This is a genomic window from Streptococcus oralis subsp. oralis, assembly GCF_000960035.1.
GTDB classification, from domain to species: domain Bacteria; phylum Bacillota; class Bacilli; order Lactobacillales; family Streptococcaceae; genus Streptococcus; species Streptococcus oralis_G.
Window position 1 is genome coordinate 655,926 of record NZ_JYGR01000005.1, and the last position, 14,122, is coordinate 670,047.

General features: G+C 37.3%; 18 protein-coding genes and 1 pseudogene. 3 read left to right on the top strand and 16 right to left on the bottom strand.

Annotated elements, in window-relative coordinates; genetic code table 11:
• Positions 1–75: 75 nt before the first annotated feature.
• The gene (gene lplA / locus TZ92_RS06435) at positions 76–1,065 is read left to right on the top strand and encodes a lipoate--protein ligase (protein ID WP_033629757.1); all 990 of its coding nucleotides are present in this window, start codon (positions 76–78) and stop codon (positions 1,063–1,065) included.
• A 72-nt stretch (positions 1,066–1,137) separates the two neighbouring features.
• Here lplA and xerS read toward each other — a convergent pair whose 3' ends face one another.
• From xerS to ylqF, 15 genes and pseudogenes are all read right to left on the bottom strand, one after another.
• Complete coding sequence (xerS, locus tag TZ92_RS06440) at positions 1,138–2,208, bottom strand: tyrosine recombinase XerS (RefSeq protein WP_033629758.1); 1,071 nt, start codon at positions 2,206–2,208, stop codon at positions 1,138–1,140.
• Positions 2,209–2,434: 226 nt separating this feature from the next.
• Positions 2,435–2,797, bottom strand: a complete 363-nt coding sequence (locus TZ92_RS06445) for a hypothetical protein (protein ID WP_223329027.1) — start codon at positions 2,795–2,797, stop codon at positions 2,435–2,437.
• 1 nt (position 2,798) lies between these two features.
• Entirely contained in the window at positions 2,799–3,488 is a 690-nt protein-coding gene (locus TZ92_RS10255; protein WP_033629759.1) for a hypothetical protein, read from the bottom strand.
• Positions 3,479–4,078, bottom strand: coding sequence for a hypothetical protein (locus tag TZ92_RS10260; protein WP_223329025.1), 600 nt, complete (start codon positions 4,076–4,078; stop codon positions 3,479–3,481). The genes TZ92_RS10255 and TZ92_RS10260 overlap by 10 nt, the downstream gene beginning before the upstream one ends.
• Complete coding sequence (locus TZ92_RS06460) at positions 4,078–4,500, bottom strand: hypothetical protein (RefSeq protein ID WP_033629760.1); 423 nt, start codon at positions 4,498–4,500, stop codon at positions 4,078–4,080. The genes TZ92_RS10260 and TZ92_RS06460 overlap by 1 nt, the downstream gene beginning before the upstream one ends.
• A 99-nt stretch (positions 4,501–4,599) precedes the next feature.
• On the bottom strand, positions 4,600–5,043 hold the full coding sequence (locus tag TZ92_RS06465; protein WP_033629761.1) for a hypothetical protein: 444 nt from the start codon (positions 5,041–5,043) through the stop codon (positions 4,600–4,602).
• Positions 5,044–5,143: 100 nt separating this feature from the next.
• A complete protein-coding gene (locus TZ92_RS06470) occupies positions 5,144–5,575 on the bottom strand; it encodes a hypothetical protein (protein WP_045610486.1) in 432 nt (143 codons plus the stop codon).
• A 391-nt stretch (positions 5,576–5,966) separates the two neighbouring features.
• Positions 5,967–6,407 (bottom strand): hypothetical protein, encoded by a 441-nt coding sequence (locus TZ92_RS06475; RefSeq protein ID WP_404963232.1) that lies wholly within the window; start codon positions 6,405–6,407, stop codon positions 5,967–5,969.
• A gap of 94 nt (positions 6,408–6,501) precedes the next feature.
• Positions 6,502–6,924: a hypothetical protein gene (locus TZ92_RS06480; RefSeq protein ID WP_033629764.1), complete on the bottom strand. Its 423-nt coding sequence runs from the start codon at positions 6,922–6,924 to the stop codon at positions 6,502–6,504.
• A gap of 99 nt (positions 6,925–7,023) precedes the next feature.
• Positions 7,024–7,461: a hypothetical protein gene (locus TZ92_RS06485; RefSeq protein ID WP_033629765.1), complete on the bottom strand. Its 438-nt coding sequence runs from the start codon at positions 7,459–7,461 to the stop codon at positions 7,024–7,026.
• A 100-nt stretch (positions 7,462–7,561) separates the two neighbouring features.
• Positions 7,562–7,996 (bottom strand): annotated as a pseudogene (locus TZ92_RS06490) (hypothetical protein).
• A gap of 151 nt (positions 7,997–8,147) precedes the next feature.
• Entirely contained in the window at positions 8,148–8,894 is a 747-nt protein-coding gene (locus TZ92_RS06495; protein ID WP_033629766.1) for a CPBP family intramembrane glutamic endopeptidase, read from the bottom strand.
• 51 nt (positions 8,895–8,945) lie between these two features.
• Positions 8,946–10,496 carry a ClC family H(+)/Cl(-) exchange transporter gene (locus TZ92_RS06500; RefSeq protein WP_033629768.1) on the bottom strand — a complete coding sequence of 517 codons (1,551 nt, stop codon included), beginning with the start codon at positions 10,494–10,496 and terminating at the stop codon, positions 8,946–8,948.
• 12 nt (positions 10,497–10,508) lie between these two features.
• Positions 10,509–11,288 carry a ribonuclease HII gene (locus TZ92_RS06505; RefSeq protein WP_033629769.1) on the bottom strand — a complete coding sequence of 260 codons (780 nt, stop codon included), beginning with the start codon at positions 11,286–11,288 and terminating at the stop codon, positions 10,509–10,511.
• Positions 11,275–12,126, bottom strand: a complete 852-nt coding sequence (gene ylqF / locus TZ92_RS06510; protein ID WP_033629770.1) for a ribosome biogenesis GTPase YlqF — start codon at positions 12,124–12,126, stop codon at positions 11,275–11,277. Before ylqF ends, TZ92_RS06505 begins: the two co-directional genes overlap by 14 nt.
• 215 nt (positions 12,127–12,341) lie before the next feature.
• Here ylqF and mazE point away from each other — a divergent pair, with 215 nt between their 5' ends.
• Together mazE and TZ92_RS06520 are read left to right on the top strand one after the other, a co-directional pair.
• The gene (gene mazE / locus TZ92_RS06515) at positions 12,342–12,557 is read left to right on the top strand and encodes a type II toxin-antitoxin system PemI/MazE family antitoxin (RefSeq protein ID WP_001098942.1); all 216 of its coding nucleotides are present in this window, start codon (positions 12,342–12,344) and stop codon (positions 12,555–12,557) included.
• The gene (locus tag TZ92_RS06520; RefSeq protein ID WP_033629771.1) at positions 12,541–12,897 is read left to right on the top strand and encodes a type II toxin-antitoxin system PemK/MazF family toxin; all 357 of its coding nucleotides are present in this window, start codon (positions 12,541–12,543) and stop codon (positions 12,895–12,897) included. Before mazE ends, TZ92_RS06520 begins: the two co-directional genes overlap by 17 nt.
• 33 nt (positions 12,898–12,930) lie before the next feature.
• Here the strand turns inward: TZ92_RS06520 and TZ92_RS06525 are convergent, their stop codons facing one another.
• The gene (locus tag TZ92_RS06525) at positions 12,931–14,109 is read right to left on the bottom strand and encodes a hypothetical protein (protein WP_001130898.1); all 1,179 of its coding nucleotides are present in this window, start codon (positions 14,107–14,109) and stop codon (positions 12,931–12,933) included.
• Between the last annotated feature and the right edge of the window lie 13 nt (positions 14,110–14,122).

The following is a 14,122-nucleotide window of genomic DNA, read 5'->3' on the forward strand; positions in this document are numbered from 1 at the left end:
TTACATTTCTTTTTACCACTTTAGAAAATTTGATTGCTATGAACAGAATTTAAAAACTAAATTTTTGGAAATACTATGAAATATATTATCAATCATTCAAACGACACTGCTTTTAATATCGCCTTGGAAGAATACGCCTTTAAACACCTTTTGGATGAGGATCAAATCTTCCTTCTTTGGATTAACAAACCTTCTATCATTGTTGGACGTCACCAGAACACTATCGAAGAAATCAACCGTGATTATGTTCGCGAAAATGGTATTGAGGTAGTCCGCCGTATCAGTGGTGGTGGGGCTGTTTATCACGATTTAAACAACCTCAACTACACCATCATTTCAAAAGAAGATGAAAACAAGGCCTTTGACTTCAAGAGCTTCTCAACTCCAGTTATCAATACCTTGGCTCAACTAGGCGTTAAAGCTGAGTTCACAGGCCGGAATGACCTTGAGATTGATGGCAAAAAATTCTGTGGAAATGCTCAAGCCTATATCAATGGGCGTATTATGCACCACGGTTGCTTGCTCTTTAACGTTGATTTATCAGTCCTTGCTAACGCCCTCAAGGTTTCAAAAGACAAATTTGAATCAAAAGGTGTGAAATCCGTTCGTGCTCGTGTAACCAATATTGTCAATGAATTACCAGAAAAAATTACAGTTGAAGAATTCCGAGATTTGCTATTGGAATACATGAAAAAAGAGTACCCAGAAATGACAGAATACGTTTTTTCTGAGGAAGAATTGGCGGAAATCAACCGCATCAAGGAGACCAAGTTCGGTACTTGGGACTGGAACTACGGTAAATCACCTGAATTTAACGTCCGTCGTGGAACAAAATTCACCAGTGGTAAGGTTGAAGTTTTTGCCAACGTCATTGAATCAAAAATCCAAGATATCAAGATCTATGGTGACTTCTTTGGTATCGAAGATGTTGCTGCAGTAGAAGATGTCCTCCGTGGAGTGAAATACGAACGCGAAGATGTTCTTAAGGCCTTAGAAACTATTGATATTACACGCTACTTTGCTGGTATCAGCCGTGAAGAAATCGCTGAAGCAGTAGTAGAATAAATCAAAAAGAAGTTGCTTGTTTTAGCAGCTTCTTTTTATGAGTGATATTTTACATAAATAATTTTATGTATTTTATAAGCTATCCAAAGCATTCTTTTGTTCATCATTGACAATATGGGTATAGAGGTCAGTGACTTGTGTACTAGCATGCCCTAGCTGGTGGCTGACCAAAACTTGCGATTTAGTAGCATCATAGAGCCTAGTCGCCAGGGTATGGCGTAGTTTGTGGGGAGTTACACGGACTTTGAAGTCCTCAGAGTACTTAGCAACCATCTTTTCAACACTAGAAGCATCAATACGATTAGGAACACCTCGATAGAGTGTCAAAAAGAGAGCTGTATCCGTCTTTTCTGTCTTATAGCGTTGATTTCGAATGGCGAGATAATTCTCTATATAAGGCTTGGCAAAGGCAGCGACATTAACCGAGTCACGTTTCCCCCCCTTACGTGTGACATCAATAACCATCATTTTGAGATTAAGGTCTCTTAGATCCAAATTAACAGCTTCAGATAAGCGGACACCAGACGCCAAGAGAAGGGCAATAATGGCTAAATCACGTTCTTTATTTTTATTGAATGACGAGAGGGCACGATTTGAGAGCTGTTGTGGGTACTCCTGGTCGATATAGGTTAGAAAACCTTCTGTTTCATCACCTAGAAAGAGTTTTTGCTTGATGTTTTCAGCTCTAGCAGCAAGTGTTTCTTTCTTTTTCTTGGTTGAAACTTTCTTCATTACATTACGATAGAAATAAGGTTCACCCTGATCATTTTCGACTTCCTCGGTTAGATACTTATAAAGACTGGAAAGTGCTGACAAGGTGCGATTGATGGTTGTCTGAGAGACACCTTGCTTGGTTGTATTGGCATTCAGCAAAGGTCGTTCACGTAGATACAGGATAAAGGATTCCATATCTTTCTTAGACATATTTTCCAAGACTGATAAAGGAATGTCAGACATTTTATCAACATTTGAAATACCAGACTCCAAAAGCCAGCTGAAAAATCGATCGTATTCCTTGAGATATTCGTACAAGGTTGTAAAACTGTAGGGAACAGCAAGCTTGGATTGGTAGTATTCCAGAACATACCATGGCATGATTTGTTTTAGTTTGTCGATTCGTTCCAGTAAAATCTCACGTTTCATGTATTTTCTCCATAATTAAGTCTACTAGTAGTATAGCATAGACTCATATATTTTTCAAGAAAATTATAGTTTTTCGGAAAGATGTTATGAGAAGCTTAAAACAGAAGTCTAACTTTCCCCCAGTTTAAATCGTAACCAAAAAATTTTTTTAAGCCAATTACACTCAATTATGTACTTTATTTAAGTGAACACTGGAAATTTTTAAAGCCGTTCATCTGTGTAGTATTCATTCATTGGTGCTTGCATAATCTCTCCTTAGTTTGTGAAATTCTTCGTCTAAATCATTTCTTTTTTTGCGAAACTCGTTAACGTATTTTTCTCTCTCATCTTCAAGTTTAATCCTATAATCTCTGTATACTTGATTCGAAAAGTGTCTCAAATTTTCTATTTCTGTAAAGTAGTCTCTAACATCATCAGCCGTTGACGAAAATTTTCTCAAAATATGATACATTTTATCAACTTCTTCGGAAATTAGTTTTTCTAAGTTTTCATTTCGTTCGTCTAGATCAAGGGCTTTGTTATCGAGTTTCTTTTTTTCTTGATAATATTGGTCTTCTAGAGCAAATAGTTCTCTTTTATTTCCTCCCATTTTACATCTTTTCTTTCCATTGTCGAAACTCCTTGCCTAATTGCTTGTCAGTTGCTACTGTTTTTTCGATGACTTCCTGTAATTGTTTATCCATATTTTCAAATGCTTGTGCGGAAGCATTCATCTTAGTGGTTGTTTGATTTGTCTCTGTCTGAAACGTATCGATAAACTGTGCTTGAGTGATACCTTGACTAGCAAAAATGGCATCAACCTCATAGGGAGCCAATGCTGTGTAGCTCGTAAAGTCGATTTTTGACCAAATTTCTTGTAATTCCTGATTGGCTTTTTTGGCTAAGGCGCTCACTTCATCAGCTCCAGTTCTTGCTGCTGTAGCCATAGATGATGATAGGATAGAACCTTGAGCTGCATCTAAGTATATTTCCTCAGAACTACTAATACCACCTGATGACCATTTTGATTTCAAGTCCTTGTAATGAGCCATTCCTCGGAGACTGTTGGCATAGGCTTGATAAACGCCACTGATTAAGGGTTTCCCTCCTTTGCCATCTACAAGTTGACCAGTTGCAGGATCAAACTCCCAGTCACCAATTTTATGACTCGAACCATCAAGCCAGTGAATCGTACTAGGCATAGAATTTGTAATATCAATCGGACTGGTGTACCTTTCTGGGTGATTAGAGTCATTCCAACGTACTACATTATCATGTTTTCTACGGTAATCTATAAACATAGAAGGGTTGCTTTCAATAAATGCTTTTTCTTCCAGTGTAAGTCCACCATATTTAAACCAAGCATTAAAAGTGGTTGTAGGGATATGGTATTTAGCTCCACCTTCAGCATGTAAGATCCTTGTGAATAACCTGATAGTTGACTGACTTCATATCTAGAATCGTCCATAATCTCTTTTACAAATTGGACAGCAACCTTATATTGTGGAGATAAGTAAGTTTGCCTTGCAATTATGGCACTATAGAAATCGCGTGAATCAAACATAGTTTTATTCACCGGACTATCAGGATCCGTTCCTGCAGCAATCACAGCTACATTTTTATAATCTGGTTTGCCGTTAACAATAGGTGCAACTGCCAGCCCATCAAAACCTGTTTCAATCTCAGACTTAGTTGCAACAACACGGAATTCTTGACCATCTGAGGTAGTTATGGTGTTGGTTTTTTCTAAATCATCAGGAGATATACTTTCAATGAGATTTGAATTGACATAAGTCCTTCCGTTACGCTTAGCGAATTCAAGATTTATACTAGACACAGCATAATCCCGATTCAAATTGTTTAACTGCTCATCTGTATAGGAAAATGTCATCATTGTTCTCCCGTGCTATTATCTGAATATGTAACAATTACTTTTAAGTCGGTCACTCCTTTGTAATTGTTAAGGAATTGCCTTTTCTCATTGGTCAATGAACCTTGATAATTCTTTTTATCATGGAGTCCATGGCCTATCCTATACTTAGTTTTTCTTTCATCATTAAATTTGATTTCTACATCACAAGACCATGAACCTGGAGGGTTTGTGTAGTTTGGATTGGAAATCTTAATCTCCTCAATCCCTTCATAGGAATTTTTTAAAGCGTTGACCAAGCTGATTTCGTACTCTCTATTCCGACGTTCTTCTTGAGACTTCCCTAACATACTAAACACAAAAACACCTCCTGTTGTGATGGCTACGAGTAGTAAAACTATGAATAATGGTTTATAGCTTTTTCTTAATCTGTCTTTACTCATTGTTATCTCCACTACTCTCAGCATATTCATCATTGACACTGTATACATTTTTCCCTTGATTTAATTCATTAAGTTGTTGATCTGTATAAGTGAAAACCACTACTGTACTCCTTTTTCTTTATCCGAATAATATATAGTAACTAAAGATGTTGTTTTCCCTTTATGAGAATTCAATATTTCCCACTGGTCGTTTATTTCTTTATTTGTTTTTCCATTAACAAAACCATTATAATTTTCAACGTCATTTAAAGAGTGGCCTACACGGTATTCTATTTTTACTTTATCTGAAAATAGAATATTTACATCACAAGACCAGTCGCCTGGAGGGGTTGTATATTCTGGATTAGAAATTTTGATCTCTTCTATCCCTTCATAGGAATTCTTTAAGGCGTTTACCAAACTAACTTCATACTCTCTATTCCGATGTTCTTCTTGGGATTTTCCTAACATACTAAACATAAAAACACCTCCTGCTGTGATAGTTGCGAGTAGAAAAACTATGAATAATGGTTTATAGCTTTTTCTTAATCTGTCTTTACTCATTATCATTTCCTCTTTATCTCAGCATATTCAGAATTTACACTATAAACATTTTTTCCGTCATTTAATTCATTGAGTTGTTTATCAGTATAAATGTATACCATTAATATTCTCCTTCTGAACCATCTGAATAAATAATTTTTGTGAGTTTACTAGTCTTACCCAAGTGACTATTTAAAAATTCTCGGTCCTCTTTTCTATTCTCTCTTTCTAAGGATACATCAGAAATACGTTTATCATTTTTTGAATAATTAATTTTATATTTTATGCTTCTCTCATTAAAAAATAGTTCAACTACGCAAGTCCAGCTTCCTGGCGGATTTGTGTAGTTTGCATTAGAAAATCTAATTTCTTCAACACCCTCATAACTATCTTTTAAAGTTTCAACCAAACTAACTTCATACTCTCTATTTCGACGTTCTTCTTGAGACTTCCCTAACATACTAAACATAAAAACACCTCCTGCTGTGATAATTGCGATTGACAAAACGATTAGTAACCTTTTATAACTTTTTTTAATGCTGGAATTGTTCATTTAAGATTTCCTCCTTTCTCTTGTTATACTATAAGATTAGTCTATTTTACACTATAATAAGAAAAAGTTGATTTACTTCTATAAGGTCTTAGTAGGACTCCCAGAATCCGTTCCCGCAGCAATCACAGCTATACTTTTATAACCCGGTTTGCCGTTGACTATAGGAGCTTACCGCCAAACCATCAAAACCTGTTCCTCGGTGAGACTTAGTCGCAACGACACGGAATTCTTGACCATCGGAGGTGGTTATAGTGTTGATTTCACCTTTTTTAACTCGTTATCTGATTTAGCAGTAACAATATTTGTTCGGTTTTCTTTACGCTGTGCGAACTCAGTATTAACACTGTAAACATTCGGAACTTGATTCAATTCATTAACACGTATTTATTCATCATAGCTCCCCTTCTGAACCATTCGAATATTTAACTTTAACTTTTGACTTAGTAGAACCTCGCCTAGAATTTAAAAAATGTTGAAATTCTTCATCATCCTTATTATATACTCCAATCCTAATTTTATTCGAGTTTATATCAAAAGCTAAAACATGTTCTTTAGATGTTCCATCAAAAAATTTTAGTTTCACATCCGCCCCCCAAGCGTCTGAAGGAATTGAGCTGTACGATGGATTCGTAATCGTTACCTCCTCAATCCCTTCATAGGAATTCTTTAAGGCGTTTACCAGACTAACTTCATACTCTCTATTTCGACGCTCTTCTTGGGATTTTCCTAACACACTAAATATAAAAACACCTCCTGCTGTGATAGTTGCGAGTAGTAAAACTATGAATAATGGTTTATAGCTTTTTCTTAATCTATCTTTACTCATTATCATTTCCTCTTTTTCTCAGTATATTCAGCATTGACACTATATACATTCTTCCCATGGTTTAATTCATTAAGTTGTTTTTCTGTATAATTAAATACCATTACTGTTCCCCTCTTTCTTTGTTAGAGTATGTAACCGTAACTGTATTAGTTGTTATTCCTTTTCTTCGGTTAAGAAAATCTCGCTGTCCATAAGTCATACGACCATTGTAAGTTTCTATCTCATCTAAGTTATGTGGAATTCCATAGAATATTTTTTCCCCATCTTCAAACAAAATATCAACCTTACAAGACCAGTCACCAGGAGGGTTCGTATATGTTGGATTGGAAATTTTGATTTCTTCTATCCCTTCATATGAATTCTTTAAGGCATTAACCAGACTTACTTCATATTCTCTATTTCGACGCTCTTCTTGGGATTTTCCTAACATACTAAATATAAAAACACCTCCTGTTGTGACAGTTGCGAGTAGTAAAACTATGAATAATGGTTTATAGCTTTTTCTTAATCTGTTTTTACTCATTGTTATTTCCATTCCTCTCAGCATATTCAGCATTGACACCGTATACATTCTTCCCATGCTTTAATTCATTGAGTTGTTTATCAGTATAATTAAATACCATTACAGTTCCCCTGTTTCACCATTTGAATAAATCACTTTTACATTTTTTTCTGTAATTCCACGATGGTTTATCAAATATTGATTATCATCTTTTCGAGAACTATTTTGAAAATCTCTACTTCTTATTTCGTTATTTTGTTTATTAAATGCAATTATATAACTTAGTTGTTTGCTATCAGAAAAAAATATTTTAACTTTTGCGCCCCAAGAATCAGACGGAATTGATGCATATGAAGGGTCGGTTATATGTACCTCCTCAATCCCTTCATAGGAATTCTTTAAGGCGTTTACCAAACTGACTTCATACTCTCTATTTTGACGTTCTTCTTGAGACTTCCCTAACAACCTAAACATAAAAACACCTCCTAATGTGATGAATACGAATAGTAAAACTATGAATAATGGTTTATAGCTTTTTCTTAATCTGTCTTTACTCATTATCATTCCCTCTTTTTCTCAGCAAATTCCGCATTGACACTATATACATTCTTCCCATGCTTTAATTCATTGAGTTGTTTATCAGTATAACTAAATGCCATTATTGCTCTCCTTCGTCATTATTAGAATAAGTTACCCTAATTTTCGAAGCAGTTTTACCCTTGTTTTCATTTAAAAATTGTCGATCTTTTCTCTATTATCCCATTCCAATGAAGTATCTGTTATTTCTTCAGTGTCTAGAGAATATGCAACACCATACTTAATTTTTTCTTCATGTTTAAATTTAATTTCTACATCACAAGACCACGAACCAGGAGGGCTTGTGTATTCTGGGATTAGAAATTTTAATCTCTTCAATCCCTTCATAGGAATTCTTTAAGGCATTCACCAAACTAACTTCATACTCTCTATTCCGATGTTCTTCTTGCGATTTTCCTAACATACTAAACATAAATATACCTCCTGCTGTGATGAATGCAACTAACAAAACGATTAGTAGACTTTTATAACTTTTTTTAGTGCTGGAATTGTTCATTTAAGCTTTTCTCCTTTTTCTTATTATACAATATTCTAATCATTCTTTACAAAGTAGGGGGTAAAAATCATACTATATACTGAAAATTAGATTTCTAATTCTTAAAAAACCAAATCTTTTTTGATTTGGTTTTGAAGGTTTATATTTAATTTTATTTATACCGACTATACTCATCTTTTTTATGTATTACCATATAGCAGGATACCAAGATGACGAAAATTTTGATTAGGTAGGTTTCGTATCGATTAGTATCTATGGTTAGCTGAGACAAGACATTAATGATCGAATGTGTCATAACGCAAATCCAGAGATTCTTTGTTTTGATATAAAGAGCTGAGAGTATGAAAGAATTCGTCAGCAATCCAAATAAAAACGGTAGAGTTTGCAGAGTTGCTAGGGAGCCATCAATGTAAAAGAACAACAGATGCCAAAGCGCCCAGCTGAAAAAGGTTAAGATTGTTGAGTAAAAATATGGCAACTTTTCTTGTAAAATTGGTTGAAAAACATATCGCCATCCAATCTCTTCTATACCACCAAAGACAATAAATTTGAAGAACATCAAAAATGGGAGATACCAGCTAAATTCTACTATTTTCCCACCAAACATTAGAAAAGAAAAATCAAGGACAATAAGGAAAAAAGATAATAAATAATGTTTGTAACTGGTATGAATGTTAAAAAAATCGTTAACAATCTTCTTAAAAGGAATATGAAAATAGTGATTTGCAACAATTATTCCCCAAAGAGCTGAAGAAATGCCACCTAGAAAGATTCCTAAAATAGATAATAGATTGGAATGAATAGAAAAATGATTCAAGAGAAAGAAAAGGAGACAAACTGATACTAACTGGCTAAATGTGCCTAGCAAATATACCGCAATTGCCTTATTTCTTTTCATTGAGAATCCTTTCAATAATGTTTTACGTAAAATAAATTATGTAAATAGAACTTACAACAACAAATCTTTGATTTTTCCAATTTCACTTTTGGGGATAACCAGATGAATCATATCACCGAGATACATTCTGGTTGATCCGTTAACTGTTTGGCTTTTGCCATTATGGACTTGGGTGGTGATGAGTACGTTATGTGGCAAGTTGAGTTCGTGAACCTGTTTTCCTGCTATTTTATCTGATACAGGGATTTCAATGAGGGTGACTTCTCCTTCGTCTGTTGCTTCTTCTGGTAGCATTTTTTCTAGCATGGCCTCATAGACTGGTGCCCCCTTGAGTAGATCCATGACGATGTAAGCCACCAAGGTCACTAATCCAAGTGGCATGAGGTTGCGAATATCCCCAACCATCTCAGTTACGAGGATCATGGCAGTTAAGGGTGCCTTGGATATTGCCCCAAAGTAGCCACTCATTCCTAAAATGACAAATATAGGGAATTGTTCCTGACTGACAAGCCCAAGGTTGACACAAATGACACCAACTAGGGCACCGAGTAAGGAACCAAGCGCCAAAATGGGTAGGAAAATTCCTCCTGGGAGGCCACTTCCATAACTAATCATGCTCCAAATAAAGCGGATCAAAAAGTAAGCTAATAGAACTTGGAAACTAAAATTTTGCTCAGTTAGGGAAAGAACAAGCTGATTTCCACCCCCAAGGATTTGTGGCAAGAAAATCCCGACTGGTATGATAAGGATAAAGGCTAGGATTGGATAATAAGCTCTATCTAAATGGATTTTTTGACTAATCCAGTCATAAATTCGACCAACATTGAGTACAGCTTTCTCATAGAGAAAACCAGAAAACCCGAGAAAAACTCCCATAAGGAGGTATATCCAATACTGGTCTAGGGTCATGAGAGGAATGTTATCTGGCATATCCAGTACAGGTGTTAGCCCAAATATGAGCAGAGAAACAAAGTTTGCTACGAGACTAGCTGCTAGTGTTGAGACCCAGAAAAAGCGTGAAAAATGATGATAGACTTCTTCTACAACAAAGAGGAGGCCTGCAATCGGTGCATTAAAGGCAGCGGCTAAACCTGCAGCAGCTCCACTGGCGATCAGGGAACGTTCCTCTACTGGGCTAGATTTGAGCCACTTGGCTATACCTTTACCACCAACTGCTCCAAGTTGAATACTTGGTCCTTCTCGACCTAGCATAAGGCCACTGGCAATAGCAAGAATCCCTAATACATATTTCTTCCAGAGGACACTCCACCAGTTAAGAGACATGAGTCCTTTTAGTTCGGCTTCGACTTGAGGAATTCCTGAGCCCTTGATATCTTTTTCTGACCGAGTTAGTTTCGCACTGAGCCAGCAAACTATTACATAAAATAGGCCAATAATAAAAAGATTGCGCACTAGGTACGCTTGATCTTGATAGAGTCCTTGTATAAGATGGAAACCCTTTTCGATTAAGAAACGAAAGGATCCGACGATGAGCCCGACGACGAGACCAACAATGATTCCTCGTCCAACTTGGGATAATATGGTGCTTGAGGCAAAGGCAAATTCTTTCTTGGAACTGAGTGTTTCTGACTGTTCCTCCATAATCATTTCCTCTTACTTGTCTTTCTTAGTTGAAACCAGTGTTTTGACTGGTTCAAAACTGGTTCGGTGAATTGGGGTGACACCTAATTTTTCCAGTCCTTCTAGGTGTTTAGCTGTTCCATAGCCTGCATTATCCGTGAAATCATAGCCAGGATATTGGTTGTCATATTCCTTCATCAATTCATCCCGTGTCACCTTGGCCACTATAGATGCAGCTGCGATTGAGAGGGAGTTGGCATCTCCTTTGATGATTGCTGTTTGGGAAATCGGCAAATCCAGTTTCATGGCATCTATCAAGAGGTGCTTAGGTTGCGGATTGAGCTGGGAGATTGCTTCTTTCATGGCTAGTTTGGTTGCTTCATAGATATTGACTTGGTCAATGACTTGATTATCCATGACTCCAATGCCGATTGCTAAGGCTTGGTCTTGAACGGCTTGATAAATTTCCAGATGTTTCTTTTTAGGGATTTTTTTGCTATCGTTGAGGCCTTTAATCTTACAATTTTTGGGCAAGATAACGGCTGCAGCGACTACAGGTCCAGCCAGAGGACCGCGGCCGACCTCATCAACACCTGCTATTAAGGCCACTCCTTGCTTGTAAAGCTCTTTTTCATAGGAAAGCATGGATTCCAAACGAAGGTCTTCATCCAGTTCAGCCTGAATGGCTTTTTTACGCTTGCTGATTTCCTTTTGAACTCCAGAGCGACTATCCTTTTCCAGTTCAAGAAAAAGGGGATTGTCTAATTCTTTGACAGTGGCAAGAAGTTCTTTAATTTCTTTAATCGTCGTCATCGATGTCGTCCAATGTATCTAAGGTGTAGTTACCGAGTTTTCCATCACGGACTTCCTTGACGAAGAGGCTGTAAAAGCGGTCGTAGTCGTCTCGGAAACCAAGGGCACGGGTCATATCCATGATGATAACAGGTGCTTCTTCTTCTATCTTCATTTGTTTGAAGCGTTCAGCTAGCTTTTCTGGATAATGTTTTTTGAAATAATCAAGACCAAAAATGGTCACTTCATCCATTGGGAGTAGTTGATCTTTAATTGCTCCAGTCAAGGCTAGTTTCAAAGCAACGGTTTCGTCTTCAAATTTAGGCCAGAGAATCCCTGGTGTGTCTAGGATTTCAAGATCTTTATTGGTTTTGAGCCATTGTTGTCCTTTGGTAACACCTGGTTTATTGCCGACAACCGCAATCTTTTTCCCAGCCAAACGGTTCATGAGAGTTGACTTACCAGCGTTTGGAATTCCGATAATCATAGTCCGCAAGGTTTCGATCTTGATACCGCGTTCTTTCTGGCGTACAATCTTATCAGCCATGAGCTTTTTAGCAGCATCCGTCACAACTTTTACAGTTACTTGCTCTTTGGAGTTGATAGCCAGAGTTTGGATTCCCTGTGATTCAAAATACTGACGCCATTCTTTGGTCATTGCTGGGTCTGCTAGGTCAGCCTTGTTCAAAATCAAGAGTTTAGGTTTATCACCCACAATCTTGGTTAACATAGGATTTTGACTAGATAAAGGTAGGCGAGCATCCACCAAAATCGTCACGAAATCAACAAACTTTAAATTCTCCTGAACTTGCCGCCGAGCCTTAGACATGTGACCCGGAAACCATTGAATAGTAGCCATAAACATTTCCCCTTCCGACTAAAAAAAACGTAGTAAAAACGTTTTCTTTCTTACTACCTATTCTATCATAAATGAGGAACTTTTGCACAGGCTTTGACCACAATAAATGATAAATAGTATTGGTGCGAAACATCCTTGATGCCAGTCAGGATTTACTTGACTTTTTTTGTTTTCAAGTATATACTTAGTGTATACTAATTCGTGGAGGTAGAGCAATGAATACAGTAAAGACTCGGAAGGTAGGGAATTCTCTCACTGTGACTATTCCTAAAAATTTGGGGATGACAGAAGGTCAAGAAATGGTTGTCTACAAAGGGATTGACGGAGTCATTGTCTTAGCTCCAAAACTGAAAGATCCTTTTGATGGGATTACTGATTTGAGAATGACAAATGATTTTGAAGGGGTAAGGTCACTTGATAGCGAAATCTGACTATATTCCTGAAAAACAGGATATCATTTGGCTGGACTTTGATCCATCAGTCGGTCGGGAAATCCAGAAACGGCGACCTGCCTTGGTAGTTTCTAGGAGAGAATATGCCTTGCAAACTGGTTTTGTGACTGTCTGTCCTATCACTCACGGCCAACGTCGTTTGGCAGAAAAAGGCTTGCTCGTTCCTGTCTCGTCGGACAAGGTAGATGGCGCTGTCAATCCATTTCAACTGTATACCTTTGATTTTCGGATGCGTAATGCTCAAAAAATAACAAGAATGGACACACAATGTTTTCAGAAAGTCGTCCAACTTTACCAGTACATATTTGGTGATACTTAAATCCTACCATGCATAGACAAGGTAGGATTTTTTCTATATGAGTAACCTATCTAAAAATGGGTGAAGGCAGTTTGTCAAAATCCCTCTAATCCAGCTTTCTTGTGCAGATGATAGATGTTCTGCCTGAAGGCATTCTGTTAGAAAATCGCGGACTTGTTCTGGTGCAATTTCAAACTCAAAGGCTTTCATCTTGTAGAAAAAATCGATGAGATGCTCAGATAAGTATTCATCTGAAAAGCGTACTTCTCCACTTTTTCGATATTCTAATAGAAGCCGAGAAAATCTGGATTTTTCATCAGGCAAATCCCGAAAATAGGAATTAAGAAGCCAAGTCTGCTTCTGCTTTCGTTCAATGGGATCTTGATTTGCAATCCGCTGATCTTTTTCCAGCTCTTTCTGGTTTTGTTTAGCCTTGATAGCCCGTTCTTCTCTATTCTTACCAAAGAGGATTTTTTCCCACTTTCGTTCTTCTTGGGTGAGAGTTTCTGTAAAGCCAAAATAATCTTGATAGGCGCGTTCAGCGGGCCCCATGGCAAGAATGAGGTTGTCAGCGTATTGCTTGGCGATTTTATCTCTCTTCTTACGTTCTTTCTCTGCCTGAATCCGTAAATGCTGCTCGTAGTCTATTTTCTCCTTACCTAGCTTGATAAGGTAGAGTTGATCATCAGATTTCCCAAGTAGAAAGGGTTTGATACACTTTTCAAGGACTTCTTCCAGACGCGCCTTCTTTTTGGGGTCTGCCTTGGTCCAACTTCCACCTTGAAAGACTTCTAGGAAAAGCTGGTAATCTTTCTCAGGTGCAAATTGATTGCCACGATTGGCTTTGAAAACACCTTTTTCCCAAAACCATTTTAGAAGTCGTTCGTCAAAATCGACTTTATTGACCTTGATTTTTCCCTTTTTCTGAGCTTTTCTAGTTAGGTTTTCAACTTTTCTGAGTAGTTTTTCTTCCTCTGCCAGTTGCTGGTCTAAAGTCAGTCGATGAAAATGACGAACACAATCGCTGCCAATCGGAAAGAGGCGTTGACCTGTAACTCCGTTAAAGAGTTCGTAGGCGTATTTAATGGCATTCCCACAGACGCAATTACTACGACCAATGCCATTAAAAATCAAGGAAACTTCATTCCATTCCTTGGTAGCTTGATCCCAAGTATCGGCTTTTGAAGCCTGTAAAACCGCATCGTGCAGAGATTTTCTAACTGGAAGTGGCATGAGGTTTCCTTTC

Excerpts from the sequence above, each read along its gene's own strand:
- mazE (WP_001098942.1), top strand. The coding sequence starts at position 12,342 with ATGAATACAGTAAAGACTCGGAAGGTAGGGAATTCTCTCACTGTGACT.
- TZ92_RS06495 (WP_033629766.1), bottom strand. The coding sequence starts at position 8,894 with ATGAAAAGAAATAAGGCAATTGCGGTATATTTGCTAGGCACATTTAGC.
- TZ92_RS10260 (WP_223329025.1), bottom strand. The coding sequence starts at position 4,078 with ATGACATTTTCCTATACAGATGAGCAGTTAAACAATTTGAATCGGGAT.
- TZ92_RS06460 (WP_033629760.1), bottom strand. The coding sequence starts at position 4,500 with ATGAGTAAAGACAGATTAAGAAAAAGCTATAAACCATTATTCATAGTT.
- TZ92_RS06480 (WP_033629764.1), bottom strand. The coding sequence starts at position 6,924 with ATGAGTAAAAACAGATTAAGAAAAAGCTATAAACCATTATTCATAGTT.
- TZ92_RS06470 (WP_045610486.1), bottom strand. The coding sequence starts at position 5,575 with ATGAACAATTCCAGCATTAAAAAAAGTTATAAAAGGTTACTAATCGTT.
- lplA (WP_033629757.1), top strand. The coding sequence starts at position 76 with ATGAAATATATTATCAATCATTCAAACGACACTGCTTTTAATATCGCC.
- TZ92_RS06445 (WP_223329027.1), bottom strand. The coding sequence starts at position 2,797 with ATGGGAGGAAATAAAAGAGAACTATTTGCTCTAGAAGACCAATATTAT.
- TZ92_RS06525 (WP_001130898.1), bottom strand. The coding sequence starts at position 14,109 with ATGCCACTTCCAGTTAGAAAATCTCTGCACGATGCGGTTTTACAGGCT.
- TZ92_RS06500 (WP_033629768.1), bottom strand. The coding sequence starts at position 10,496 with ATGGAGGAACAGTCAGAAACACTCAGTTCCAAGAAAGAATTTGCCTTT.
- TZ92_RS10255 (WP_033629759.1), bottom strand. The coding sequence starts at position 3,488 with ATGTTTATAGATTACCGTAGAAAACATGATAATGTAGTACGTTGGAAT.
- xerS (WP_033629758.1), bottom strand. The coding sequence starts at position 2,208 with ATGAAACGTGAGATTTTACTGGAACGAATCGACAAACTAAAACAAATC.
- TZ92_RS06475 (WP_404963232.1), bottom strand. The coding sequence starts at position 6,407 with ATGATAATGAGTAAAGATAGATTAAGAAAAAGCTATAAACCATTATTC.
- TZ92_RS06465 (WP_033629761.1), bottom strand. The coding sequence starts at position 5,043 with ATGAGTAAAGACAGATTAAGAAAAAGCTATAAACCATTATTCATAGTT.
- TZ92_RS06485 (WP_033629765.1), bottom strand. The coding sequence starts at position 7,461 with ATGAGTAAAGACAGATTAAGAAAAAGCTATAAACCATTATTCATAGTT.
- TZ92_RS06505 (WP_033629769.1), bottom strand. The coding sequence starts at position 11,288 with ATGACGACGATTAAAGAAATTAAAGAACTTCTTGCCACTGTCAAAGAA.
- ylqF (WP_033629770.1), bottom strand. The coding sequence starts at position 12,126 with ATGGCTACTATTCAATGGTTTCCGGGTCACATGTCTAAGGCTCGGCGG.